Genomic DNA, 24,702 nt, shown 5'->3' on the forward strand with positions numbered 1-24,702 from the left:
CGGGAATTGCAGGAGAGACCCCGGAATTTATTTCCCCGGCCCGGCTTTGGGCAGCCCAGTCCCCGGCATCAAGGCCAGACGCCGGAAGCCATATGGGCAATGGGCTTCAGGGGTCCTGATCCTGGCCGTTGCCGGAGCCTTTGTTTGGTCCCAGGCGGGAAACCAGAACCTGGACTGGGCAAGCGTCGGACAGTTCATGTTCCACCCGGCAATACTCAGCGGAGTCGTCGTCACACTCGAGCTATCCGTCTTTTCGATGGTGATTTCCGTAGTGCTGGCGTTCGGTATTGCACTGATGTGCCAGAGCAGGAACCGGTTCACAGCGGCAGTGGGTCAGATCTACGTGTGGTTCTTTCGTGGAGTCCCACTTCTGGTCCAGATACTCATTTGGTTCAATCTGGCCGTTCTTTACCCCACCATTCTGGGAACGGACCACTAATCAGCTGATCTCGGGGTTCACGGCAGGTCTATTTGCACTGTCGCTGGCCGAGTCGGGGTATATGGCCGAAATCATCCGTGGTGGCATACTCTCCGTCAACAAGGGGCAAACCGACGCCGGTCTCAGCATCGGACTCACCCGCGGGCAGACACTGCGACGCATCGTCATCCCACAGACCATTCGCGTCATTATTCCACCGACGGGCAACCAATTCATTGGGTTACTCAAGGCCAGCTCCTTGGTTTCGGCCATCGGGGGAAGCGATTTGCTCACTCAAACCCAGCTCATTTATGGCCAGAATTTCAAGATAGTGCCGCTGCTCATTGTGGCCACCGCCTGGTACCTCATCCTCGTCAGTGTCGCCAGTGTGGGCCAGTACTTCCTCGAGCGCCGGTTCAACCCCGACGGTGCCGCGTCAGGACGGTCCGTTCGGCAGCTGCTCAAAAAAGAAACGTCCTGTTGCAGAAATTCTCCCCTTCCCCTCGAAAGGCGGTCCGGCCATGACGCCTTCCGCAACGAAGCAACCCCTGATGGTTGCTCACGACGTCCACAATGGCTCGGCGGAAACCACATCCTGCGCGGCGTCGACATGACGGTCCAGCCGGGCGAAATCGTCTGTGTCCTGGGCCCCTCGGGTTCAGGAAAGAGCACGCTCCTTCGCTGCATCAATCACCTTGAGCGCATCGACTCCGGCACGGTGGAGGTCGGTGGCGAGCGTGTGGGCTACAGCCACCATAAGGGCGAATTATTCGAACACACCGAACGGGAGGCCGCCCGGATGCGACGCCAGATCGGGATGGTCTTCCAGCATTTCAATCTCTTCACGCATATGACCGTGCTGGAGAAACGTCACTTACGGGCCCCGCCGCGTCCTCGGGCTGTCCAAGGCCGAGGCCATCACCCAGGGACGTGATTCATTGTCCAAGGTGGGACTGGCGGAGAAGGCCAAGGCGTACCCCGCGCAGCTCTCCGGCGGGCAACAACAACGCGTGGCCATTGCCCGGTCCCTGGCCATGAAACCAAAGCTGATGCTCTTCGACGAGCCCACCAGTGCTCTTGACCCGGAACTCGTTGGCGATGTTCTCACCGTCATGAAGCACGTCGCCGAAGAAGGCATGACCATGATTGTCGTCACCCATGAGATCGGGTTCGCCCGTGAGGTTGCCGACCGGGTCGTGTTCATGGATGAGGGGCGGGTTATTGAACACGGCCCCGCAGCAACCGTGCTGACAGCCCGCAACACGAGCGGACCGCGAACTTCCTCCGCCATGTCAAATGAGCGTTCATGGATGGCGTACGCCGGTCCATACATGAGAACCGAGGGGCCTGACTCGTCAGGAGGCGCTCCGGACTGCAACGGTAGGGCGGACTACCGCCTCGCCCGGTGCCTATACATCAGCCGATAGTCTGAGGACTCCGGCCCAGCCCGTCCCGTCAGACCAGCAAAGAGGAGCCTTCAAGAGTGTCCACCTTGGAAACACCGCCCACCGCCGTTACCCCACAAAGTCGGCTAGAGATCCCGGGAACCCAGCCGGTGCCAGCTGCCCCTGCTGCCCGGTCCCTGACCATTTCGGCCTATACCAAGATCCGGGACCGGATCATCAGCGGAGAGCTGGCTCCGGGGACCTGGCTCCGGGAAAGGGAACTGTCCGCCGAGCTGAAGGTTTCACGGGTTCCCGTGAGGGAGGCTCTCTTTCAACTCGAAACGAACGGATTCACCACCACCGGACCCCGTCACGGAGCCGTCGTGAAGCAACTCACGATCCAGGACGTCAACGAAATCTTTGACATTCGCCTAAGCATTGAAGTATCAGCGGCAAGCCTCGCTGCCAGGCAGGTCGTCTCCGGTGCATGTACAGACAGTCTTCTAGAGGCACTGGCACTGGCGGAGGCCCTCGCATCCAGCGATGACGAGCACGGCAAGGCTCAAGCGAATGTGGCCATTCACGACGAGATATTCAAGCTGACCGGCAATGAGCTTCTGGTGTCGATGATCCGTCCGGTGGCCAATCGAATGCGGTGGCTCTTTGGGAACGCCGTACATCAGGATTCCGGACAACTTTGCCTGGAGCACAGGCAGCTTTGTGAAGCCATTTGTGAGGGGCAAGCCGAGCTCGCCTCAGCACTGGCCACGGCGCACATTGAACACAGCAGGAGGCCAGCCATATCCCAACTCGAAGGGAAGCTGCCGGCCCGGCGTTCGACCGAACCCCGGGAAACCCGGTGGGAGGGCAACTAGGCGGAGGTTTCCACCCTAAATGAGCCACGTCTGCTCCTCTACCTAACCCGATACCCCGCGCGGATGGCGACCAACGGCGCCCTTCCCCGGTACGCGCGCAACGATATCCCGCGATTTGACGTGCCAACGGACCACCGGCGTTGTTTGACCGCCGATCCCACCAACTACAAGAGGTGCCCATGACGCCCACTCTCACTGCTTCCATACTTGAAACATTGGTGGATTTGTGGTCGACCATCGCGGCCGTCGAACAGCGCCTCGGTGACATTGCGAGGGGTACCACCCACCAGCCAGGGCGCACCTCCCTCCATTTGCCGTCCTCCGATACCCGCTACCTCGTGATGTCCGGGCTGGCAGATGCCCGGACCCTGACGGCCGTAAAGCTCCTATTGGTCCTTCCCACGCACGTGACGGCAAGACTGCCGACTGAGCGTTCGAGCATTCTACACGCCGACCAATACACGGGTGAGACCCTGGCCCTGCTCGACGGCAGGGTGCCCACACGCATGCGCACTGCTGCGGCAAGCGCCGTCGCCAGCAAATATTTGGCCCGCCCAGCAAGCTCCACTCACGGCCTCCTTGGGGCCGGCGCCTTGGCCATCGCTCACGTGAAGGTAATGCTCCAGGTGCGTTCCATTGACACCGTGGTCCTGTGGTTCCATAGCGCCGCCGTGGAGTCTTTCAGTGCAAAAACCGCTCACAACTCCGTCAACGCCAGTTCGGCGTCGACTATCCAGGAGGTAGTGAAGTCGGCCGATGTGCTCTGCGCTCTGACCCCATCTGTGGAGCCTTTAGGCCGCGGCAAGTGGTTCCGACCAGGGCTCCACATCAACGCCGTCGGAGCCCGTCCCCGTCCAATCCACCGCGAAATCGACTCCGCTGGTATGGGCAGTTCCCAAGTGTTCGTAGACAGCATGGAAACAGCCGTGGAAAAACCCGGTGATATGACGAAGCCGCAGTCTCGATCAGAGACGTCCGCGGAGAACTCGGAGCGGTCGTCGCCGGCCAGCCGGCGGGGCGCAGCATCGACAAGGACATCACGCTGTCTAATTCCGTGGGCCTCGGCCTGCTCGACTTGGCCATCGGCCACGTGCTGTTCGATACCGCCGTCCGCCACAACTACAGACCCCACATCAACATGGCACAGCGAGGAGACTAACCGTGCGTGACAGGCACCGAGGTCGCAGAGGTCTGCCCGCCCCCAGCAAACGATCAACTACGGTGTGGGTCCTACTTGCCTTAGCGCTCGTTTCGATCAACCTGCGCCCGGCAATCACCACCGTCGCAGGCGTCATGGGGCAGCTCCACACCAGCTTCGGAATGGATCCCAACGTGCTGTCCGTGCTGGGTGCCCTGCCCGTGCTAGCTTTTGGAATCTCGGCGCCGTGCGGGCCCTGGCTCGCTCGCCGGCTTGGCGCCGGCCGGGCGGTGGCCGTGGCACTGCTGGTGCTCGCCGCTGCGCTTATCGTCCGTAGCCTGGTGCCTGTCCTGCTGCTCCCAGGAACCTTCCTGGCCGGTGCGGCAATCATGACTGCCAGCGTGCTGGTGCCGCAGATCGTCAAGGCCAACCGGGGGACCGGTTGGTGGATAGGGCTGTGCACCATGGGGTTCGGGCTGGGCGCCGCCTTGGGTGCTGGACTGGTGCAGCCCCTGCAGGACCTGATGGGTGGAAGCCTCGCCTGGGCGCTGGCCATCTGGGCAGTGCCGGCCCTGCTGGGTGCCGGGCTGATCCACCGCGCCGGTGGCGGACGACCGGACGCGGCCGGACCCGTACCGGCGGCGGGGGTCCACCCTGCAGGGGCGGGCGCGGTGCCGCTCCGGAGGCAGCGAACGGCGTGGGCTGTGACCACGTTCTTCGGGCTTCAGGCGCTGCTCTACTTCGCCATCACGTCGTGGCTTGCCGTTTTCCTCGTCTCGAAAGGCCTGGGGCCGGGCGGTGCAGCAGCGCTGCTGGCCTGGTTTAGTCTGGCTGGCTTGCCCGCAAGCCTGCTGGCCCCCGTGCTGGCTGGCCGGCCGGCCGTCTTGCGGATCATGGCGCCCGGGCTGGGCATGCTGGTGGCCCTCGCCCTCTTGGGCGTCCTCCTGGCCCCAGCAGAGCTGCAGCTGCCCATGGTGGGCATCCTGGGGGTTGTGCAGAGTGCCGGCTTCGGCCTGGCTATGGCGCTTGTTGTCATCCGCTCGGCGGGGCCGCAGACAGCGGGCAGACTATCTGCGATGAGCCAGGGGCTCGGCTTCGCCCTGGCCTCCCTGGGCCCACTGGGGGCCGGGCTGCTGCACGAAGCTACGGGCGGCTGGGAGGCCACGTTCTTCGCGTTGGCCGGGGTAGCCTTGCTCCTCGCGAGTGCCGGGTACTTTGCCGTGAGCGGGGCCTTGGTGTCCATGGAATCCGACGAGCCGGACTCTCGGATTCTGCCGGCCTACATCGGAAGTCGCTAGATGTACTAGCCAAGGGACATTAGCAACATGCGGCGCGGCTGAGTGACATGAACAAGACCACTGGGCGAGATAGAACTTGTGTAGAGGTCCATCGATTCAACCCAGAGGTGCTCTTCAGTTCTCCGCAATTCAGTCGGGCAAATGTCAGTGCTGGTTGAAAAGTGAGCCGTTTTGTGGGGTGAATACTTCGCCACGTTGATGGGACTATTCTGGCTCTTCAGAATCCACGGTGTAATTTCTGTCTGAATCCGCCGGAATCCAGTAATGATCTGGCGACGTAGTTGGTGAGGTTCCGGAGGCCCAGGGCTGAGCCTCGGTGGTGCTCTAGCCTCCCGTCAATTGTCTCGGTTGGGCCGCTGGAGGTACCGGGTTGGTCGAAGTAGGCGAGAACGTCCGTTGCCCGGCGTTTGAGTGTCCGCCCCAACGTTTTGAGTTCCGTGGGCCGGGCTCCGGTGCTGAGGGGGCCAATTTCGGCCTACATCTGTATTCTTTCCTTGGGCTCGGTCTAGTTCGCGGTCGGCGATGATCATGCGTTGGTAGATGCCCCAGGTGGCTGCCACTTCACCATACGTACCCAGAGCTGAAAGGTTTTTCAGTCGCTTTTGTTCTTTCTCGGTAAGCAAACCTCCGCCGGGATGAAGGGTTCGTCTGGCTTTGTAGAGCGGGTCGCCGGCACGTCCGCGATGCCCGGACGTTGTCTGTTGAACCCTGCACCGGCACACATCCAGTGCGTCCCCGGCCAGGCGAGACCGTCCCGCAAGCCGTTGGCGGATTCAACCGGTCGTGCACCACCACCTTTGTAGTGAGGTGTGGTGCATACATTCGAGGGTGAATTCATCAAGAGGTCTTCTCTTTGTCACTCAGCCACGCCGCATGTCCCTAACGTCCCTGGGTAATACACCTAGGCCGCAGCACATGTGAGCGATGACGTCTATTAGGTGGCTGCAGCCCGATTGTGAGTGGCAGCGATCGCTGCCACTCTGTAACGGTCGCGGCTACGTTTGGTCAGCGGACTTTTCCTCGGGTGGATGCGATGCCGCTGCCCAGCGTCAGGAGGGCCAGGCCCAGCATGGCTGCTTCGGCCGGAACCCACGAGTCAGTGACGGAATGCAGTGCGCCGATAGCGAAGGGGAAGACAGCAGCGATCATGTATCCAGTTGCCTGAGCCTTGCCAGATAGGGTCATGGTGGCTTCATGTGAGCCGGCCTTGACGCTGAAGAGAACGAAACTGAGCGAGAAGGCCCCTGTGACTCCAGTGGCCAGGAGGACGGCGCCCATGAACGCAGTGTTCCCGGTTCCGAGGAGGAGCATGGTCGCTCCGACGAGCTGGAACGCGGAGAGCACTAGGACTGTCTTGGTCAAACCCAGGAGGCGTAGAGCCAGGGGAGGTGTGATGAAGCAGGTCAGGATTCCTGCGAAGCTGAAGGCACCGACACCGATGGTGGCTTGCGGCAGTGGGACGGATTTCCCTAGGAGCAGTGGCAGCAGCCACGAGGCGACGAGGTAGAAGAACGATGCCTGGGCGCCGAAGAAGGTTCCGACGGCGAGGATGACGCCCCGGCTCGTTCCTTCGGACGCTGATGTTTCCGGCGTTGTGCGGGTTCCTTTTTGCTGTGAGCATGTCCGTGACTCCCGCAGGCTGGTTTGGATCCAGAGGATGCCTGCAATGCTCGTGAGGGCCCCCATCAAGGCCAGGGTGGCGCGCCACCCCAGTCCGAGTCCGTCGGAGAGGGGGAGAGCTAGGACGACGCCGATTCCTCCACCGGCGGACATTAGCGCGGTGTACAGGCCGGTGATGATTCCGATCCTTCGGGGGAAAAAGCGTCGTGCCGCCAAAGGGAGGACGACATTTCCGATACATAGACCGGCAGCAAGGAGCCCGGTGCCGAGAAATAGCAGGGCGGAACCTGGCAGTAGCCGAAGTAGGCTCCCGAGGAATGCTATCGCCATCCCTGCTGCCAGCAGGGATGACATCCGGATTCGTTGTGCGAGGCGGGGGACGAGCATGGAGAACGTCGCGAAGACCACAAGTGGAACGGACCCTAGAAATCCTAGCTCTGTGGCGGAGAGCCCGCCGTCGCTCAGGATCACGGGGGTGAGGGCCCCGATTGCCGTCAGCGGCGGGCGGAGAACGAGAGCGGTGAATATTATCGCCGCCAACACGGGCGATAGCCACAGCGTTCCCTTGTTTGGAGTGTAGGGCGTATCGATCGGCGAGATGGTCGTGCTGTGCTGTTTCATGGGACACCGCTTGGAATAGTCGGGATTGGCTTGCTGGCAGGTCACGGCACTTGGCGGGCCGGGTACCGTGACCTGCTTTTTAGGCCGCTGGGTGCCTGGTGCCCGGTTTGAAGGCATGGGTTCTCGAGGCGATCGCCACGATTGTCGACAAGACAATCAGCAGGAGTGCTGCGGGCGGGAGTGAGGCCGTTCCGAGGCCTTCGAGGAGAAGCCCGCCCACGGTTCCCGCAATGAAGATTGCCAGGTTCCAGCCCGTAACAAGGACTGCCTGGGCGATATCCCCGTTGGCGCCTGCGGCGTCCCCGTTAGCGGTCTGGAGTAGCGTTGGCGCTCCGCCGAAGGTGAGTCCCCACACGATGATCGCGGCGATGATCGCTGCGGAGCTTGCAGAACTCACGGCGAGGAGCACCATGCTCACGGCGAAGAGCGCCAGGCTCCCGAGCACGAGCAGCCTCAGCCCTCGATCGACGAGGATACCGGTGACCCAGATTCCACCGATCGCGGATACCCCGAAGATCAGGAGGACCACGTCGGTCCGAAGACCGGTTCCCGTTGACTCGATAAACGGAGCGATGTAGGTGTAGAGGAGGTTATGGGCGAGCATCCAACCGACAGTGACCGCCAGGATCGAGACGATCCCGGGAATCTTCAGCACGCGTCGCACCGGAACTCCCGATTCGGCGCTGGCTCCCGGCACGTTCGGCAGGGATGCCATGATCCATCCAAGAAGAAGCAAGGTGAGGGCGGACATCGCCCCGAAGGTCCAGCGCCAGCCGACGATCGAGCCTAGGAAGGTCGCTAGCGGTGTGCCGAATGATAGCGCTACGGGAGTTCCTATCAGAGCTACTGCGAGGGCGCGGCCGCTCAAGGCGTGGGGGACGATGCGGCGGGCGTACCCGGCGATCATTCCCCAAACGACGCCCGAGCAGACGCCGGCGATCAGGCGCGCCACCAGGGAGATCTCGTAATTCCAGGCCAGCCCGGTCAAGGTGTTGGCCATGAGGAAGACGAGCAGGGTCACCAGGAGCAGCGGGCGTCGGGGCAGCCGTCTTGTGAAGATCATCGCAGGGATTGTGGCGATGACCGGACCGATGGCGTAGAAGGAGACCAGCTGGCCGGCGGCGCCCTGCGATACGGAGAAGTCTTCGGCGATCGAAGGGAGGAGTCCGGCCGGCAAGGTCTCGGTCATCATGACCACGAAGCCCGTCATTGCCAGGGCCAGGAGGGCCAACCAAGGCAACGAATCCTTACTCTCGGTCTGGGCTGATGGCTTTGGTGTTGTTGCTTGGAGGAGTTCTGGTTCTGTACTCATGGTTTACTATCTTTTTCTGTGGTCAGCACGAGGGGTGGTTGCGGGTCGGGTGTTCCTCGGCCGGGCGGACACCCCTCGTGGTTCTTTCTGGTCGTCCTCGTGCACGGGCTCGGTTCAGTTGGCGGGCGGTGTCGTGGTGGCGATGGTGATGGACTTCAGCTGGGTGTATTCGTTGAGAGTTTCAAAGCAGAACTCTCTTCCGATCCCGCTATCTTTGAAGCCACCGAAGGGGACGCCGCCGGAGAGGTTAAAGTATTGGTTAATCCAGACGCTTCCGGTTTCGAGACGATCTGCAGTGTCCATGGCGTTCTTCAGATTCGACGTGTAGATCCCGGAGGCCAGACCGTAAGGGGTGTCGTTGGCTTCGGCAATCATGGTCTCGTAGTCGTTCCATTTGATGACGCACAGGACTGGGCCGAAGATCTCCTGCTGTGCGACGTCCATCGAGTTCTCGACCTCGAGGATCGTGGGCTCGATGAAATTCCCGTTTTCGTATCCGGGGACGTAGGTACGATGACCGCCGGTGACCAGGCGGGCACCTTCAGCGATTCCGGAGGCGATCATCGACATGACCTTGTCGGCGTGCTGTTGATGGATCATCCCGCTGAGATCGGTCTCCTCGTCAAGAGGCGGGCCAATCCGGAGGGAATTGAAGCGAACCACGAGTTTTTGCATGAACTCGTCGTAGATGTCCTCGTGGAGGAAGAGACGGGTCCCGGCAAGACAGGACTGGCCGTTGCACATGAGAACTCCGAAGGACGCGTTCGCCACGACGGCGTCGAGGTCATCGATGTCGGGGAAGACGATGTTCGGACTCTTGCCTCCGAGCTCCAGGATCGAGGAGACGAGTCGGGAAGATCCGGCCCCGGCGACGATCCTGCCGACTTCGGTGCTACCGGTGAACGCCAGCTTCCTGACCTTCGGGTGTGCAAGTAGAGCTGAACCTACTTCCTCGCCGAAGCCGGGAACCACGTTCAGAACCCCTGGCGGGAAGATATCGGCGGCCAGGCGCGCCAGTTCCATCACCGAAACGCAGGCGTTGCGGTCCGGCTTCAAGACCACCGTGTTGCCAACAGCCAGCGCCGGTGCGATCTTGAAGGCCGTCATCACCGCGGGGTCGTTCCACGGGATGATCTGACCGCACACACCCAGCGGCACGCGCTTGGCCACGAGATATCCGGACGCGAGCTGGCGCCCGAAACCTTCGTGTGCCAGGACCACTGACGCGAAGTAGCGTAGTTGAACCACGGTTGCTACGTAGTCCTCACGCATTTCGCGGATATGCCGCCCCGTGTCCAGGGCCTCCAACCTCGCCAACTCCTCCGAATGCTCCTCGATGACCGCGGCAAACTTCATAAGCAGTTCCGCACGCCGCTCCGCAGGCAACGCAGCCCAGGCCGGAAATGCCCGATCCGCAGCCTCGACCGCCTCATCGACTTCCTTCTGGCCCGAACGCATCACCCGGCCCAACAACACCCCCGAAGCGGCCTCTCGCGCCTCGAACCATTCCGCCCCCAACGAACGGAATGAACCATCGATAAACGCCCCGTATTCACGGACATCACGATCCACCATGACAACCTCCTGTTTGAAATCAATATTACTACTGTACGATACGTATCGTACATATTGCAAATTGTCAGGCTTCCCCCACGTGCGCCGTTCGCTGCGGGGTGGGGGGCGTAAGGTGGATCGTTCGACCATGTTGAGGGAGATGGTTCCGGGGATGGGTTAGTCTCGACGCTGCGGCGTCACGGACTGGTCTCTGGACCTGGGGAGTCGTGGCGTGTCCGAGGGGGATCATCACGAGGCCGTCCTTGAATGCGTCTGCTCTACATCGCCGGAACCGAGCCGCAATGTCGTCGACGGTGGAACTGCTGAGGGTAGGGAGACTGAGGGCTGTGAAAGTGGTTGCCGTCTCGGATGTCTCCGGAGTGAGCCAGGTGGCGGGTTCGCTGAGGGTCTGGGTTCCAGTTGAGTTTCGGGTGGTCCATGCCACCGGTGAGGTGGCCCTTTGGAGTATCTTGAACACGATCGACGTGAGCCGTCTGAGGACTTGTTGTCGGTGTGTGCGTTGGGAGCTTTGCTGATCCAGACCACAGCATCCATGCGAGGCCTCCTTGAACATTGCCCTTCTTGTGTGGTTGAAGACGGTCTTCGGTACCAGAATTTCCGGGAGCCAGGGAATCGTGAGGATGACAGGCTTGGGCCCATGAGTGACGACCATTCATTGAGGTTCAGCTGGTTGCCTTTGGGTTCAATGAAATCGCCTCGAGCGCCAACGAAGATGCCTGCGCCGCACCCTTGAACTCCACTGGAATTCAAGGGTGCGGCGCAGGCATCTTCCGGTATCGAAGAGATCAGCTGAGCATCGTCAGGATCTCGTCGTAGTTTCCGTTGATTTCGGCGTTGCGAAGGGGAGCGGCCGCCTCGACGACGATCTCCTTCGCCTCCGGGTTTGCCTTGAGCAGGGAGATCACTTCGGCGACGAAGGCGTCGATCGGCATCGCAGATTCCGAGTTCTCCTGGCCCATCATGGTAGTACGCACTCCCGGCGGAGCGATCTCGATGCACTGGATGGAAGTGTCCGCGAGCTGAACCCGCATGCTCTCGGTGAACATGTGGATTGCGGCCTTGGAAGCGTTGTAGGTGGGAGTAATTGGAAGGGGTACAAACGCCAACGCGGAAGAGATCGTGAGGATGGCCGCGGAGTCTTTTGTGCTCAAGAAGGGGATGAACTGCGCAACCAGCCTGATCGTCCCGAGGATGTTCGTCGTCACGGTCCGCTCCGCAACCTGGAGGAAGTCCGGAGTCTTCAGGTTCTCCGGTTCCATGATGCCGGACATCGTGATGAGCACGTTGAGATCCGGGTGCGACGCAGTCACTTCCTCGTACGCATGGCGGATCGAGTCCTTGTCGTCGACGTTGATCCCAACGGTTCCGATGGTGGGGTGGCTGTTCCTGATCTCCTCCAGGCGCTCGAGGCGGCGTCCGCCGACGATGACCTTGTTCCCCTCGTCGGTGAGACGGAGGGCGACCTCGAGGCCAATTCCGGACGTTCCGCCGGCAATGAAAATGGTGTTCTTTGAGATCTTCAACTTAGGTTCCTTTGTGTAGTGAGATGAAAGCTGATGGTGGGTGGCTAGTGAAGGCCGCCGCCGACGATGAGGGTCTCCCCGGTGAGCCATGAGGAGTCCTCGGAGATCAGGAAGCAGGCGGCTCCGGAGATGTCGTCGGGGACTCCAATCCGTCGAAGCGGAGTACGCTCCTTGATCTCGCTCTTGAAGGATTCCGAGGAGAACTCGCTTTGGCGCATCCCGGGGGTCTCGGTGAGTCCGGGATTGATTGAATTGACTCGCACCCCGCGAGGGCCCAGTTCGTTGGCGAGTGTACGGGTGATGGCGTCGACCGCGCCTTTGCTGGCGTTGTACTCGACGGATCCCGCCGGGGTGAACGACGAGACGCTGGAGCCGATGTTGACGATGCTCGCACCGGACTTCGGGAATAAGGGGAGGGCTTCCCTGATGGCGTATGTTAGCCCGAAGACGTTGACCGAGAAGTGACGGGAGAACGATGCGGATGAGACTTTTTCGAGGGGAGCGGTGGCGAAGACGCCGGCGGAGTTGACCAGCGCATCGATCGACGAGGCATGATTGCGGATCTCCTCAAATAGCGCCATCACCCCTTCCTCGCTGGAAAGGTCCGCTTGGAATGCCGCTGCATTGCGTCCGGTGTTCCGGAGCTCGGACAGGGTCCTGTCTGAGGCCTCGCGATCCGAAACATACGCGATCAGGACATCGGCCCCGTGTGCTGCTGCCTTCAGTGCGATCGCCTGGCCAATGCCCTTGGTGCCTCCGGTGACGAGGATGGTCTTCCCGGATAGATCGATCATGGCCTTCTCCTTAGCTTCTGCGGGATTATTGTGAACCCATTTAGAACTCTAGTGTACAGTACGTATCGTACATATTACAGTTTCTGTGACCCTCCCGGTAGGTCAGGCCATGGAATCAGCGATAAGTTGATTCGGAGACCTGAAGGGGTTTCCGTGAGATCTAGGAGGGTTCATGGGGCATCAGACCCCTGCTGACGTCGAGGCCGAAGTGGCGACACCACCGCGTGGAGCGCGGAGCGAAGCGGTTCATCAAAAGGCGCTGCAGGCGGCGGCGGTTCTCCTGAAGGCCGGGGGATTGAAGGCTGCGACGGTTGATGCTGTCGCGGCGGCCTCCGGGGTCAGCAAGGTGACTCTCTACCGGCATTGGCCCTCCCGCCAAGCGATCGCTGCGGAAGCCTTCGGGATGCTGATGGGGAAGTACCTGGTCATCCCGGATGCGGGTGATCCGCCCGCGGACCTGAGTGCCTATCTCGCCGACATCGGCCGCTTCTATCGGGGTCCCCTGGGGTCGGTCTTCGCTGAGCTCGTCGGTGCGTGTGCCAATGATTCGACCACTGCGGCGTATTTTCGGACTTTCTTCCTCGATGAGCGCCGCCGGGGGTTCGCCTCGCTTGTTGAGCGGTGCATCGAGTCCGGGTATTTCCGGGCGGACATCGATCTCGACGAGGCGATCGACCTGTTCTTTGGCCCGCTGGTCTTTAGGTTGCTTGTCGGGCACGCAAAGATCGACGACGATTCGGTGCGATCGATCATCGATCACGGAGTCCGAGGCCTGCGCGCCAATCCGCTCTCCACTTAGGCAGCTGGAGCTGACGGGGGAATCGCTCGGGCGGCGCGTCCACTAAAGAGTTCAGGCGGATCCAGGCCGTCGCCGCGGTTGCTGTGGGTGCTTCTTGTCGTATCTCATCGGGAGTCCCAAGGACCACTGAAGGCATGGCGGGTGGGTGAACGAGACCTCGCCGACGTCGTCGCGCAGCCTAATCCCGGGCGGTCGGTCAGGCACATGGGAGCCTTCAGGGAAAGGGTGCTGTGTCTAGGCCACACAGGTCACCGAGGCCCTTGGTGGGTTCCCTGTCGCAACGGGGTTGGAATTCGTGGCTACTCCTCGCCGGCGAATACCACTGCGCCGTCGACCCATGTCGATGTGATTGGCACATCGATGAGCTGATCGCCGGAGACCTTGAGTGGGTCATCGGCCCACATCGTCAGGTCGGCGCGGTAGCCCGGCCGGATGCTTCCGGCATCATTGTCCCCCTGAGCCCTGGCCGCCCACAGGGTGAATCCTTTTAGCGTTTCGGTCGGCGATAGCCGCTGCGCCGGTTCGAAGACATGCGCATCGGGCTGTCCGGGCGTGCGCCGCAGCCGGGCCCACGCCATACCGATCCGCACGTCGTATTGGGCGACGGGCCAGTCGGAGCCCAGCGCAAGCGGTGCGCCCGAAGTTAGTATGTCCTTCACCCGCCAGGCGAGGCTGGCCCGGTCCGGTCCCAGCCGACTGGACCAGGAGTCGGAACCGTCGGCATTGCGCCATTGCATGTGCAGTGGCTGCATGGACGCCGTGATGCCAGCACCGGCCAGCCTGGGGAGGTCTTGGTCGGCGAGGCACTCGAGGTGCTCGATCCGGTGCGGTGCGCTGCGGGTCGAGGCCACTCCCGCGGCAATGTAGGCGTCGATAGCCACTCCGATGGCCCTGTCTCCGATCGCATGAGTGGCGATTTGGAAGCCCTCGTCGCTGTAGTGCTTGACTGTGGTCGGGAACTCGCTTGGGTCTGGCCAGAACGAGTACAGGCCCTCGCCGGAGGTATCGGCCTCGTACATCCATCCGGTGCCGGTGTCGATCACTCCATCGAGGAACATCTTGATAAGTCCACCGCGCCAGCGACGACCGGAACGGTGCTTGGCCGCGAGGTAGTCGCGGACCGCCTGGGCATCCATCCCGGGCTTGTGCCCCAGGGCAGCAACCAGCCGTACTGGAAGCCCGGCGTCGGTGCTGTCGATTTCATCGAGAAAGTCCAGTGAGGCGATGTCCCCGTCCATGATCGATCCGGCCGTGATGCCGCTCTTGGCGAGGTTCATCATGATTTCGCGGGCGCGCCCGATTGCCTGTGCGCGGGTCAGGGCCGGCGCGGCGGCAGCGACCAGGGCATATGCACTCGCCTCACGAAGCTCACCGGTGGGCAGGCCTTCGTCGGTGACGACGATCTCCGAGGAATCTGGGAATCTCCTGGGCCCGGTGATGTCTGCTGCCTTCAGTGCTGCCCGGCTTGCCAGAACGGTGTGCAAGTCGAAAAGCTGCAGGAACGTCGGAAGCCCGCGGACGGCGCCCTCAATCAGCTCCGCGGTGATGGGGCGCCCCTCAAAGACGCCGTAGTCCACGTTCCATCCCCGCACCCAGCCGGACGGTTCGTGGGCCAGCACCCGATCGGCCTCAGCGCGCAGTGCGGCCAGGAAACCCTCGAGCGTCTTCACACCACCGAAGTCGACTCCGATAGTTGCCTCGACCCCCTCGATGGGGTGGATGTGCGCGTCGATCAGGCCAGGGGTCACGGTGTGCCCTTGGGCGTCGACGATGGACGTGTCCGATCCCCTGTGTTCCTTGAGCAGTGCCGCATCGCCGGTGGCAACAACCCGACCTCCCGCCATGACGATCGTGTCACAGCCAGGCCGCGCCGGGTCGAGGGTATGAACCGAAGCGTTGACGATAATGGTGTCGGCAAACATGTTGGACATGGGTGTTCCTTAGTCGTGGCTGTGAATCTGTGCCGGCCCTCCGGGCCCGGATGAGTTCAGGGGTGGCGACAAGCGTGCGAGCGGCGAGTTTCGTGCCACCTATCCACTGGCACGGAGTGGTTCGATAGTCGACTCGTTCGGGCTGGAACTGGAATCCGCGCCGTCGGGGGTCCAGTGTGGAGGGTGGATTCGCGCGCCGCCGAACATCGGGAACTGGATCGCACCTGCATGACTGGCCAGCAGTTCCCAAGGACGGTTCAGGCCCAGTGTTCCCAGCTCCCGCGCCTGCGTTACCCGGTCCAGATCCAGGACGCCGATGAGGACTTCCTCGCCGCTACCGGCGATTTGCATGATCGTCCCGTCCGGGTCGGCGATCACGCTGTTGCCGACGCCTACCGGGTCGGAGGCGTTGACGTTGACCACGAAAATCTGGTTGGCGAACGCGTTCGCCCGAGACATGACTATTTCCATCTCGCGGTCCCGTGTCGAGGTGAGGGTGGGTTGGATCATGACCTCGGCACCCAACCAGGCCAGTTGCCTGGCAACTTCGGGAAAGCTGCCGTCATAGCAAATGGCCAGTCCCACACGGCCGATCCCTTCTATGTCAAAGGCGACGAATTCCGAGCCCGGTTGCGAGGTCTCATAGGGCGCCCACGGGAAGAGTTTGCGGTAGCGGGCAACAATGTCACCCTCCGGGCTGACAGCGATTGCCGTGTTGTAGACCAACCCGTCCTCGCCGATCTCGTTAAGGGACCCGGGCACCAGCCAGACGTCCAGTTCCCGCGCCAGAGCGCCGATCCTCTCCGTTAGAGGACTCGGGATCGGTGCGGCCGAGCGGGCCTCGTAATCGGGGTCAGAGGCCAGTAGCCGGTCCGGGGCAGTGAGAAGCAGCTCGGGTGCGACGATCAGGTTAACGTGGGGGAAAAGTGAGCGTGCATTCGTTGCCTGCTGCTCAAATTTCTGCCAGGTTGCTTCGAGGTCCTGCGGCACGGGGGCCGTTTGCAGGATGGCAAGGGTGAGAGTGCGCATGGTGGTCTATTCGCTTTCAACTTGTTTGATTTCGAGGTTCTCGGTGACCCTCAGCTGCAGCGGCGGGCTGTTCACATCGCCTTGGGGAAGGCTGTTCTGCCGGAAGAAGCCTGGCAGCGCCGGCCGAATCACCAGGACGACGACGATGCCCAGGACAAGGGCGCCGACGCCGATCCAGAAGACCGTTCCGATGCCGAGCCAGGAGGAATTGACGTAGGACGGGCTGAACATGTCAATGGCGCTGATGACGAACGCAGCGGCCATCAGCAGTGCGCCGGCTCCGGGCAGGATGCCCTTGACGAGCAGAGCCTTGGGCGAGCGGAACTGCTTGCGGAAGTAGATCACGCACGCTACCGCTGTCGCCCCGTAATAGGCGGCGATCAGGAGCCCGACAGAGAGGATCGCGTCGCCAATAAAGTTTGGGGCGATGAGGGTCAGCCCAATCAAGACGACGATGCTCAAACCTCCACACCAGAGGGTGGCGACATAGGGGGTCTTCCATACTGGGTGGATTCGGCTCAAGCGTGCCGGGAGCGCCTTGAACACGCTCATGCTCAGCCACATGCGGGGCGTGCTGACAGTGACAGTCATCATGGCGGCCAAAGCTGAGAGGCCGACGGCCAGTACGATGATCTTCCCGAAGATCGGCCCGGTTGCGCCGGGGCCCAGAGCCGAGAAAACGTCGCCAACGATGTTCGGTGCCCCGATACCGTTGCTGCCCGATCCGGCGTAGGCGAGAGCGGCGAATGAGGTGGTTCCGTAACAGGCCAACAAGATGATCGTGGAGAGGACAACGGCGCGGCCAGGTGTGCGGGAGCTGTCGGTCGTTTCCTCGTTCACAGAGATCAGCGCATCCCATCCCCAGTAGATGAACAGGCACAACAGCACGCCTTGAGTCAGGCCGCTGAGGTCGCCGAAATTGAAGGGATTCAGCCAGTCCAGGGTGGGAGTTTCGGCGCCGGCGAGGGCTGACCCATTGGCCGCGTGCACGAAGGCACCCACACAGAAGCCGCCGATCGCTACGAGTTGGAGAGCGATCAGAACGTATTGCAACCAGGCAGCGATCTCGATGCCGCGAACGGCGACCAGTGTGCTGAGGATGATCAGAGTGCAGCCGATGAGGGAAACGATCAGCGCGTTGTCCGCCAACGACCCCAGTCCGAGGAACTGCAGAAAATAGGTCGTTGCCACCTGAGCCAAGGCAGCCATGGAGATGAAGCTCGCGATCTGGGTGATCCAGCCACCCAGAAACCACCCGGCCGTGGGCCCGAAGACACGGGAGGTCCAGACAAAGTTTCCACCGCAATCTGGCATCTCGCTATTGAGGTCGCGGAAGGCGAAGGCAGTCAACAGAATCGGAATGAACCCAAGCACGAACGCGGCGGGCGTGTGCTGGCCCACGGCCACGACCACGAAACCGAGCGTCACTGCCAGGCTGTAGGCAGGCGCCACCGCAGCCAGGCCCAGGGCCATCGAACGGGCCAACCCCAATGAATTCCCGCGCAGGCCCTTCGTCTGGGACCCTGGTCTTGGCGTCGCCTTTGATAGCTCCTCGGAATCTTGTCTCGCCATGATATTGAGCCTTCCCGGCTGATGGAAAATGTTATTTGAATCACATTCAAACAACTCGGAGTGTGGTTGTCAAGGGTCAGCGCGAGACCCAAGGGGATGGATGGGGCAGAATGGTTCCATGTCACGTCCGAACACTCAGGCCCTCCAACGCGAACGGCTGATCAACGCAGCGAGACTGGTCGCCGCGCGCGACGGATCGGCAGGAACGACGCTGCGGGCGATTGCCACGGAAGCACAGATGGAGCCCAATGCTGCTCTTTACTACTTCGAGGGCCTCAGCGCGTTGGTCCGCGAGGTCGTCAGGGTGGTTACGGGTGAATTCATTGCCCAGCTGGACGCGGCGGTCGACAAACAGGCTCCGTCGGCGCCGGCAATGCTCAGTGCCGCAATCCAGGCAGGCATTACGGGAGGGCTGGACAATGACCTCTCCACCATTCTTTACGAGTTCTGGAGCACGAGCCTGCGCGACCCCGAAATGAGCGCCATCGAACGCTTCCTTACCGACAAGCAAATCTCTATCTATCAGGGCATCCTGGATGCGGGTGTCGAAGCCGGTGACTTTGACATCACAATGCCAACATCTGATGTTGCCCGCCTGTTACTGGGAATGGAAGACGGGCTGGTCATGGGGATCCTTACCGGCAGTGTCGACCGGGTGCGCATCCTCGCTGCGGTCTGCGGCGCCGCGGAGTCGCTCGTGTCATGCCCACTGCCCGCACTCGACCCCTGTTCAACAAACGCGCGAGCGGAGTGAACTGCCCCATAGGATGTTTCAGGCAGTCAGTGCCGGCAGCGGACTTGATTTCATCCCAGTCCATGACGCCCAGGCGGCACCACGCAGTCCACCGTCCGAGGGATTGCTCCTCGCACGTCGGCCCACATCCTGACCCGTTGGGACAGGGCGAATTCAATCGGTCGTCGCACCAGGGGTTTCTCTGGTTCCGATAGTAGCTGTTCCATGGCTTGCGCGGGGGTCCTGCCACCTAGGATTTTGCGGGGCCGGGCGTCGAGCTCGGTGGCGACTTCCAGCGGCCGCTTCGGTGAATGCACGGACAAATCCGTACCCTTGGGAAAGTACTGGCGCAGGAGTCCAGTGATGTTCTCTCTCTAATAGGTCTTGGCAGGTCTGGTACCCGCTGGCAAGGTTGGTGCTGATCTATCTTGGTGTGACTCTGGTGTTTTCTGACCGTTGAATTTCCAACGTGTTTTGCCAACGACTCGTCCACCCTGATGGATCGGCATCGGCCCGGTCATCGACCTCGGTAGGTCGTTCGCTGATCAAGACCATGTCCGAGATCTTGCCAGGCCGATTACCTGCGGATCGTCTGGGTCGCCTGACGGCACGGCCGGTCCTGAGGTGTTGGTGCAGGTCAGGAAACAAATGTCCACGCCCCTGCGCATACAACGCCTGGTAGATCGTTTCGGGACAAACTCGCATCTCGGCCCGGTCCGGGAACGAAACGGACAGGTGATCACTGATCTGCCGGGGACTCCACTTCACGCATAGCTTGGCCTGCACCAGGTCGGCCAGTTCCATCTCGTCGAGCTTACTGCCCTTGGGCCGGCACCCGCGCAGCTCGGCTTGCTTCTGGGCCGCATGTGGTGCATACGTTCCACGGCCCCGCCTACCCTCGCGGATCCATTGCGGCGTAGCTCCCTGCTGATCGTCGAGGCGGAGCGGTCCAGCTGCATCGCAATTGACCGTGCACTGCCCCCAGCAAGGTGCAGACCAGCGATCAGCAGCCGCTCCTCCAACGACAGGTACCGGCCCGAAGGTTCAGGTTTCTTCCGCGGGATCCGCCCGCCAGTTGCTTGCCGCCAACGCCGCCCGGTTCGTCCATCCACTCCTACAGCGTTGCACGCCGCAATCAACGTCGAACCCTGGGCCATCAGCACCCAGAACTGGGCTTCCTTAGCAATCCGTTCCGTTTTCGAATGCATGCACAACACCTCACAACAAAGGGGGTGGTGCGACGACCGATTGAATCCGCGCAGTCTAGAGGGCGCTGCCTATGCCACCTCGCTACGACTTCCGCAACTGACTGAGCATCAGCGACACCAGCAAAGAAGTGCCGGAGTCAAGATCCTCGAGGTCGAGTCCAAGCAGATCTTCGCGTCGGTGAAGCCAGGAAAAGGGGGTGGACCGGCTGAGGAAAGCATCCGGCCCGACGGCGGACTGGTTGCCGCCCAAAACCGAGTTAAGCGTGAGCAACTTCATATGGATGGCATCATCGCGGGCCTTGGCACGGAAAACGCATTCCAGTTCCTTTTCCACAAAGCCCTGTACCCGGGGGATCGTTGCGGAACCGTGCCAGGAGTCAGCGCAGGTGGACCTCTGAGTGTGCGCAGAGTGCTAGCGATCGGCCACAGGGTTCGCTCTTCCAGAACTTTGTCCCCGATGGCCAGGGATCACGCCCACCGCACCGGATTGAATGCTGGTCGTCAACGAGTTGCCTGCGGTGGATTTGAGAGTGTCGACAGTAGGATCAGCTTTTGACTTTCCTGGTCCTGCTCGGACAAGGGATTCTGGTGCCGAGGAGGTCCAGAGACGCCGAACATCACGGTAATGTACAGGGGCGAGGAGTAGGGACCCAATGCTGCGACCCGGGTCAGATGTTCGGCATCTGCCGTCTGGAAGCGGAGCCTAGGGGTTTGTCGGACGTCACCACAGTCGGGACACTCTGGCCTCAGGGTAGGCCAGAGTGTCCCGCCAGCTGGAGCCATTGGCCAAGGCAGTCTTCTCCTCGACGCTCAGCGGGAGGAGTCCAGGGTAAAAGGTGCTCATGAGGTGTCTGTCGTTTTCCTGGTGGCGGATCCGGTTCTGTGTTCTTGTCGGCCGGGCTGTTTCGCTTAGCCGCCCGGCCTGACGGGCAGGCGAAGGGGCAATGATCCTTTGGGGCGGTCAGCCGTCCTGGAGGGCTTCCTGGCGGCGTTGTTCGAGAGTGTCGCGGACGCGGGCGACGTCGCGGGGGTAGCAGAAGTACAAGCTGGTGAGGACTGCCGCGTTGATGAGCATTAAGATGACCAGGGTCCACAGGAATACGGCCTGGATGCCGATGGTGGCAGCAAGGGTTCCGGCACCGAGGGAGAAGGCCGCCCACCCGAGGGTTTCGAAAACGGTGATGAAAATGGCGAAGGCCTGACTGCGCAGTTCCGGAGGAACAACGGCCGCGACAATGGGTCGGTTGGCAGGAGGGTTCGCGCCCTGAGCGAAGCCCATGAGGGCCCAGAAGACTCCGTAGATCGCGATGCTGTCGTAGTGGAACTGGGTAGCAAAGAAGGCCACGGCGGCGAAGAGTATTTGCGCTCCTTGGAGATAGGCAACACGCCCGTTGCTGGGGAGTACACGGTCTAGAAGGGCCACCAGCCACCCACCGCCGACTGTCCCCGTAAAGTAGCCAAGACCAAAGGGCACAAGGACCACGGCTGCGACGGCATTCGTAAAGCCACGTTCGGTGACCAGGAATTGAATGCCGAAGATGGTGATCAGTAGGTGCCCGGAGAGCAGGCGGGAGACCATCATGATGGAGAAAGAGCGTATCCGGAAAAGCGACATGACTGCCCGTGCACTGACCTTGGGGGTGATACGGTCGCGACCTGAAAGGTCCGCGAGTTGCCTTTCGGATGCGCCGATACCGGGGTCGCGGAGCAGCAGGGCCACGGCGAGGCCACCGGCAATACAGATGGCCCCGATGGTCCACATTCCGTAGCGCCAGCCGTCGGACAGTCCGGTGAACAATGCGATGAGCGGGGCGATGAAGGAGCTGATCAGACTCATGGAGCCGTAGAAGTACCCGGCGGCCCTGCCACGCTGGGAGTCATCGAACGAGTCGGCGATGATGGAGTTGGCGATTGGGCTTCCGCCAATGATGGCAGCCGACATGAGTGAGTTGAAGATCAGTAGTTGGATGAAGTTTTGGGAGAAGCCTGCAGCGATGCCGAAGGCGCCGCCGGTGAGGGTGGTGATGATCAGGGTGTTGCGGCGTCCGATGCGCCCTGCCAGCCACGCCCAGGCGGGGCCGGTCGGGACTGCAACGAGCTTGCCGAGGGCGGCGAGTAGGCCAAGGTGGCTGCTTTGCAGTTTCAGGGCCGCGGCGATCGTAGGGAACAGGGTGGCGCTGAGCCCGGCCTCGGTGTTGTCGACCACTGTCACGCCGGTGAGAGTAGCCAGGTTCCGCCAGCGGTGGGGAACGCGCCGTGCCTGCGCCGTGCCTTCGGCTGTTCCGGGTTGGGTTGTTGGGGTTGTCATCGGGGGGTCCTGTCTGCATTGGCAGGGATGGGAGGGTTGGAGGTGCTGCTTAGGGGGCGGCGATGGGGGCGAGATCTTCGGCCAGGTTGACCAGTGCGGGCAACGGGAGAGGGCTGACCTTGGCCAGGTCGTAGAGGCTGAGCTGGGCCGGGATGTTGACCAGTTCCGTCCGGACAAGGTGCGGAAGGTGTTTCCCCAGGGCGGCGCGGGACTTCTGGTCCTGGAGCAGCGCGAGAAGCGGGACGGTCAGCGCGGCACCGTCCGCGTGGAACTCGGCCAGGGGTGGCAATGGCTCCAGAGCAGCGCGGGCGCGCCCCCCCTGCTCCCTGGCCAGCAAATGCTCCCTGGCTGGGGCCGCGTCAAATGGCAGCCCCAACCTGACGAATTGGCTTTGCGGCGCATCACTGTCATGCATGAGCTGAACCAGCAGTTCCACCATCCGCAGTTCGATGTCGTCGTCGATGAGGGGATTGTCCTGTCCTGGGTCCGTATGGAGGTCGAACAGCAGGGTTCCATGGTTCCAGGAGCTCAACATGGAGGATGTCTGTACGCGCATGGTGGACAGCCCCTTGGTGAACGTGAAGGGTTCGCCCACCTTCCAATCGGCAAGGTCCGGCACCGAGAACCGGGACCGCATGTGGGTGGGCATGAGGGTGTAGTCCTCCAGCGGCGCATTGGCCGAGGCTGCTGCGGCCCGCATGTAGACGTAGCGGCCGTCAGTGACGTTGACGTGGCCGCCGTGGATGCCAAACAGGGCCCCATCCCTGATGGCCCTGTCGTCCGCCAGGACGGTGGAAAGGTCCTGGCCCTGCATGTCCGGGGTCGGCTCAAGGCCGAAGTACCGCAGCATGGTCGGAGCGATGTCGATGGTCTGGGCCAGGGCGCCGCGTCGATCGTCCTTCCCGCCGGTGCGGGGATCCCAAAGGAACATGGGCAGGTGCACCAGTTCGTTGAACCACGGCTGGACCGACTTGGCCCACCAACCGTGCTCCCCGAGCAGGAAGCCGTGGTCGGTGTTGACCAGCAGCAGCGTGTCCTTCCACATGTCGTATTTGTCCATGACATCCAAGACTCGGCCTAGTGATTTGTCGCACATGGAAACCAGCGCCGCGTATTCCAAGCGAGCGTGCTCCACCTGGTCAGCCGGTTCAGTGACCTTTTGGTACCCGGGCCAATCGAATTCCGGACCGTCGTAGTCGTGTGGATACATGGCCTTGAACGCGTCGTGGGTGAAGAAGGGCTCGTGCGGATCGAAAAGTTCGATCTGCAGCATCCACTCATCGGCTGCCTGGTTGGTGTCGACGAAGTGAAGCCCGGCGTCGACGGTCAATGTCTGTGAGTGCTCGGCCTCGGTGGGCATGTAGCTGCGGTTGATGACGTCCTGGCGCTTCATCCCGGGACGCCCCCTGTGGGCTCCCGGCGTCGAATCCACGACCCCCTTCCATGGGTCGCCCTCCTGGCCGCGGAAAAACTCCCACGTGGTGTAGCGCGGATGGTAGGTGGCCCCGCCGTCCTCCCAATAGTGCGGGTGGTCGGAAACCAGGTGCGTGTGGACGCCAGCCTGGCCGAGCATTTCCGGCATCGAGTCGTCGAATGGTTCCAGGGGTCCCCAGCTGCGGTGCAGGAAGTTGTAGCGTCCGGTGTGCATTTCGCGCCGGGCCGGCATGCACGGCATGGACCCGGCATAGAAGTTCTCGAAGGTCACCGACTTGGCGGCAAGGCGGGCAAAGTTCGGTGCCTGGACTATGGTGTCCGTGTACGGGGACAGCATGTGCCTGTTCAGACTGTCAAACATGAGGATGATGGCCCTCATCGTGATCCTTTCCGATGGTGGTTGATGGTGCGCAGGAGTGATCGTGGGTACCCGGAGTGAGGAAGACTTAGGGAACCGCTGTAAGGGAGCGAGAGGACAGATGGCCGTCCAAAAGGTCCTTGCGGAGATCGGTCAGGGTGGCGACATGGTGATCCATGGCATTGGCCCCGGCGATATGCAGCCTGTCACTGACGGCCTCGGAGAGTTCGGTGTCGAAGGGTATGGTCGGCGCCCAGTCGTGCCGGCGGTCGCGGTGCCTGTACCTGCCAATTTCGGCCTGTCGTGTCTGGATCTCCACGTCGAGAAGCCGAAGCAGTTGCTCGGCGCTCATGAAGCCGGTGAAGCTCAGGCGAACGCCCAGCTCCGGGTCCTGGAATCGTGTGGGCGGGTGGTAGGGGCCTGTGAGCCAGTCCAGGAAGATGGTGGCACCCTCGTCGGTGACACGGTAGGTCTTGGCATCTTGGGCACCGGGCCTGGGATTAACGCTATGGGTGACCCAACCCTGCTTTTCCATCGACCCCAGCGATCGGTAAACCTGACTCATTTGCGTGTTGGAGCGTAGAAACCGGCCCTGCACGTCGAGGAATTTTTTCAGGTCGTAACCCGTGCTGGGATGCTCCAGCAGCACCCCAAGGAGGATGTATTCGAGCTTCATTGCTTGTCTCCGATGCCAGTCCAAATTGTTGACGTGATGCGGATCACGATAGATCAACTATGGCACAAATGGAATGCATAATCTATGACACAAAT

21 protein-coding genes and 4 pseudogenes are annotated in these 24,702 nt (G+C 61.8%); 10 read left to right on the plus strand and 15 right to left on the minus strand.

Going from position 1 to position 24,702, the window contains the following annotated elements; genetic code table 11:
- The first annotated feature begins 196 nt into the window (after window positions 1–196).
- The 8 genes and pseudogenes from AL755_RS24475 to AL755_RS04055 all read left to right on the plus strand — a co-directional run bounded on the left by AL755_RS24475 (window position 197) and on the right by AL755_RS04055 (window position 5,114).
- A complete protein-coding gene (locus AL755_RS24475; protein ID WP_445290521.1) occupies window positions 197–439 on the plus strand; it encodes an ABC transporter permease subunit in 243 nt (80 codons plus the stop codon).
- Window positions 357–1,352: an ABC transporter permease subunit gene (locus AL755_RS24480; RefSeq protein ID WP_445290489.1), complete on the plus strand. Its 996-nt coding sequence runs from the start codon at window positions 357–359 to the stop codon at window positions 1,350–1,352. Before AL755_RS24475 ends, AL755_RS24480 begins: the two co-directional genes overlap by 83 nt.
- 13 nt (window positions 1,353–1,365) lie before the next feature.
- Window positions 1,366–1,845 (plus strand): amino acid ABC transporter ATP-binding protein, encoded by a 480-nt coding sequence (locus AL755_RS24485; RefSeq protein WP_445290522.1) that lies wholly within the window; start codon window positions 1,366–1,368, stop codon window positions 1,843–1,845.
- A 128-nt stretch (window positions 1,846–1,973) separates the two neighbouring features.
- A pseudogene (locus AL755_RS23885) lies at window positions 1,974–2,177 on the plus strand (GntR family transcriptional regulator); the annotation flags it as partial.
- Window positions 2,178–2,186: 9 nt separating this feature from the next.
- Window positions 2,187–2,678 (plus strand): GntR family transcriptional regulator, encoded by a 492-nt coding sequence (locus AL755_RS04045; RefSeq protein WP_237762463.1) that lies wholly within the window; start codon window positions 2,187–2,189, stop codon window positions 2,676–2,678.
- A 179-nt stretch (window positions 2,679–2,857) separates the two neighbouring features.
- Window positions 2,858–3,568, plus strand: a pseudogene (locus AL755_RS24490) (ornithine cyclodeaminase family protein); the annotation flags it as partial.
- Between the two features lie 134 nt (window positions 3,569–3,702).
- On the plus strand, window positions 3,703–3,837 hold the full coding sequence (locus AL755_RS24495) for a hypothetical protein (protein WP_445290308.1): 135 nt from the start codon (window positions 3,703–3,705) through the stop codon (window positions 3,835–3,837).
- A gap of 62 nt (window positions 3,838–3,899) precedes the next feature.
- Entirely contained in the window at window positions 3,900–5,114 is a 1,215-nt protein-coding gene (locus AL755_RS04055) for an MFS transporter (RefSeq protein WP_237762469.1), read from the plus strand.
- Between the two features lie 217 nt (window positions 5,115–5,331).
- On the opposite strand, the pseudogene AL755_RS23425 reads toward AL755_RS04055, so the two are convergent.
- The 6 genes and pseudogenes from AL755_RS23425 to AL755_RS04080 form a co-directional block, all read right to left on the minus strand.
- A pseudogene (locus tag AL755_RS23425) lies at window positions 5,332–5,860 on the minus strand (ISL3 family transposase); the annotation flags it as partial.
- A 259-nt stretch (window positions 5,861–6,119) separates the two neighbouring features.
- The gene (locus AL755_RS04060) at window positions 6,120–7,355 is read right to left on the minus strand and encodes an MFS transporter (RefSeq protein ID WP_160318843.1); all 1,236 of its coding nucleotides are present in this window, start codon (window positions 7,353–7,355) and stop codon (window positions 6,120–6,122) included.
- Between the two features lie 79 nt (window positions 7,356–7,434).
- Window positions 7,435–8,667 carry an MFS transporter gene (locus AL755_RS04065; RefSeq protein WP_082368892.1) on the minus strand — a complete coding sequence of 411 codons (1,233 nt, stop codon included), beginning with the start codon at window positions 8,665–8,667 and terminating at the stop codon, window positions 7,435–7,437.
- Between the two features lie 114 nt (window positions 8,668–8,781).
- Window positions 8,782–10,242 (minus strand): aldehyde dehydrogenase family protein, encoded by a 1,461-nt coding sequence (locus AL755_RS04070; RefSeq protein ID WP_054009902.1) that lies wholly within the window; start codon window positions 10,240–10,242, stop codon window positions 8,782–8,784.
- 785 nt (window positions 10,243–11,027) lie between these two features.
- Complete coding sequence (locus AL755_RS04075) at window positions 11,028–11,765, minus strand: SDR family oxidoreductase (RefSeq protein WP_054009903.1); 738 nt, start codon at window positions 11,763–11,765, stop codon at window positions 11,028–11,030.
- 44 nt (window positions 11,766–11,809) lie between these two features.
- A complete protein-coding gene (locus AL755_RS04080) occupies window positions 11,810–12,559 on the minus strand; it encodes an SDR family NAD(P)-dependent oxidoreductase (protein WP_054009904.1) in 750 nt (249 codons plus the stop codon).
- A gap of 172 nt (window positions 12,560–12,731) precedes the next feature.
- Between AL755_RS04080 and AL755_RS04085 the strand changes: the two genes are divergently transcribed.
- On the plus strand, window positions 12,732–13,358 hold the full coding sequence (locus AL755_RS04085; RefSeq protein WP_054009905.1) for a TetR-like C-terminal domain-containing protein: 627 nt from the start codon (window positions 12,732–12,734) through the stop codon (window positions 13,356–13,358).
- A gap of 299 nt (window positions 13,359–13,657) precedes the next feature.
- Here AL755_RS04085 and AL755_RS04090 read toward each other — a convergent pair whose 3' ends face one another.
- The 3 genes from AL755_RS04090 to AL755_RS04100 form a co-directional block, all read right to left on the minus strand.
- Window positions 13,658–15,289: an amidohydrolase gene (locus AL755_RS04090; protein WP_054009906.1), complete on the minus strand. Its 1,632-nt coding sequence runs from the start codon at window positions 15,287–15,289 to the stop codon at window positions 13,658–13,660.
- A gap of 99 nt (window positions 15,290–15,388) precedes the next feature.
- Window positions 15,389–16,318, minus strand: a complete 930-nt coding sequence (locus AL755_RS04095) for a carbon-nitrogen hydrolase family protein (RefSeq protein WP_054009907.1) — start codon at window positions 16,316–16,318, stop codon at window positions 15,389–15,391.
- A gap of 6 nt (window positions 16,319–16,324) precedes the next feature.
- On the minus strand, window positions 16,325–17,791 hold the full coding sequence (locus tag AL755_RS04100; protein WP_237762584.1) for an APC family permease: 1,467 nt from the start codon (window positions 17,789–17,791) through the stop codon (window positions 16,325–16,327).
- 217 nt (window positions 17,792–18,008) lie between these two features.
- Here AL755_RS04100 and AL755_RS04105 point away from each other — a divergent pair, with 217 nt between their 5' ends.
- The gene (locus AL755_RS04105; protein ID WP_054009909.1) at window positions 18,009–18,644 is read left to right on the plus strand and encodes a TetR/AcrR family transcriptional regulator; all 636 of its coding nucleotides are present in this window, start codon (window positions 18,009–18,011) and stop codon (window positions 18,642–18,644) included.
- A gap of 185 nt (window positions 18,645–18,829) precedes the next feature.
- Here AL755_RS04105 and AL755_RS23890 read toward each other — a convergent pair.
- The 6 genes and pseudogenes from AL755_RS23890 to AL755_RS04125 all read right to left on the minus strand — a co-directional run.
- A pseudogene (locus AL755_RS23890) lies at window positions 18,830–18,994 on the minus strand (IS30 family transposase); the annotation flags it as partial.
- A 393-nt stretch (window positions 18,995–19,387) separates the two neighbouring features.
- On the minus strand, window positions 19,388–19,831 hold the full coding sequence (locus tag AL755_RS24500; protein WP_082368893.1) for a helix-turn-helix domain-containing protein: 444 nt from the start codon (window positions 19,829–19,831) through the stop codon (window positions 19,388–19,390).
- A gap of 82 nt (window positions 19,832–19,913) precedes the next feature.
- Entirely contained in the window at window positions 19,914–20,165 is a 252-nt protein-coding gene (locus AL755_RS04110; RefSeq protein WP_150117027.1) for a hypothetical protein, read from the minus strand.
- A gap of 627 nt (window positions 20,166–20,792) precedes the next feature.
- A complete protein-coding gene (locus tag AL755_RS04115) occupies window positions 20,793–22,139 on the minus strand; it encodes an MFS transporter (protein ID WP_054009911.1) in 1,347 nt (448 codons plus the stop codon).
- Window positions 22,140–22,188: 49 nt separating this feature from the next.
- Window positions 22,189–23,952, minus strand: coding sequence for a sulfatase (locus AL755_RS04120; protein ID WP_054009912.1), 1,764 nt, complete (start codon window positions 23,950–23,952; stop codon window positions 22,189–22,191).
- Between the two features lie 67 nt (window positions 23,953–24,019).
- The gene (locus AL755_RS04125) at window positions 24,020–24,607 is read right to left on the minus strand and encodes a PadR family transcriptional regulator (RefSeq protein ID WP_054009913.1); all 588 of its coding nucleotides are present in this window, start codon (window positions 24,605–24,607) and stop codon (window positions 24,020–24,022) included.
- Window positions 24,608–24,702: the final 95 nt, after the last annotated feature.

It is taken from the genome of Arthrobacter sp. ERGS1:01 (assembly GCF_001281315.1).
Lineage (GTDB): Bacteria > Actinomycetota > Actinomycetes > Actinomycetales > Micrococcaceae > Specibacter.

Bases quoted from the DNA above. Each gene is read 5' to 3' on its own strand.
- AL755_RS24475 (WP_445290521.1), top strand. From the start codon at position 197: ATGTTCCACCCGGCAATACTCAGCGGAGTCGTCGTCACACTCGAGCTA.
- AL755_RS04060 (WP_160318843.1), bottom strand. From the start codon at position 7,355: ATGAAACAGCACAGCACGACCATCTCGCCGATCGATACGCCCTACACT.
- AL755_RS04065 (WP_082368892.1), bottom strand. From the start codon at position 8,667: ATGAGTACAGAACCAGAACTCCTCCAAGCAACAACACCAAAGCCATCA.
- AL755_RS04070 (WP_054009902.1), bottom strand. From the start codon at position 10,242: ATGGTGGATCGTGATGTCCGTGAATACGGGGCGTTTATCGATGGTTCA.
- AL755_RS04080 (WP_054009904.1), bottom strand. From the start codon at position 12,559: ATGATCGATCTATCCGGGAAGACCATCCTCGTCACCGGAGGCACCAAG.
- AL755_RS04085 (WP_054009905.1), top strand. From the start codon at position 12,732: ATGGGGCATCAGACCCCTGCTGACGTCGAGGCCGAAGTGGCGACACCA.
- AL755_RS04090 (WP_054009906.1), bottom strand. From the start codon at position 15,289: ATGTCCAACATGTTTGCCGACACCATTATCGTCAACGCTTCGGTTCAT.
- AL755_RS04095 (WP_054009907.1), bottom strand. From the start codon at position 16,318: ATGCGCACTCTCACCCTTGCCATCCTGCAAACGGCCCCCGTGCCGCAG.
- AL755_RS04100 (WP_237762584.1), bottom strand. From the start codon at position 17,791: ATGGCCCTGGGCCTGGCTGCGGTGGCGCCTGCCTACAGCCTGGCAGTG.
- AL755_RS04105 (WP_054009909.1), top strand. From the start codon at position 18,009: ATGTCACGTCCGAACACTCAGGCCCTCCAACGCGAACGGCTGATCAAC.
- AL755_RS24500 (WP_082368893.1), bottom strand. From the start codon at position 19,831: ATGCATTCGAAAACGGAACGGATTGCTAAGGAAGCCCAGTTCTGGGTG.
- AL755_RS04115 (WP_054009911.1), bottom strand. From the start codon at position 22,139: ATGACAACCCCAACAACCCAACCCGGAACAGCCGAAGGCACGGCGCAG.
- AL755_RS04120 (WP_054009912.1), bottom strand. From the start codon at position 23,952: ATGAGGGCCATCATCCTCATGTTTGACAGTCTGAACAGGCACATGCTG.
- AL755_RS04125 (WP_054009913.1), bottom strand. From the start codon at position 24,607: ATGAAGCTCGAATACATCCTCCTTGGGGTGCTGCTGGAGCATCCCAGC.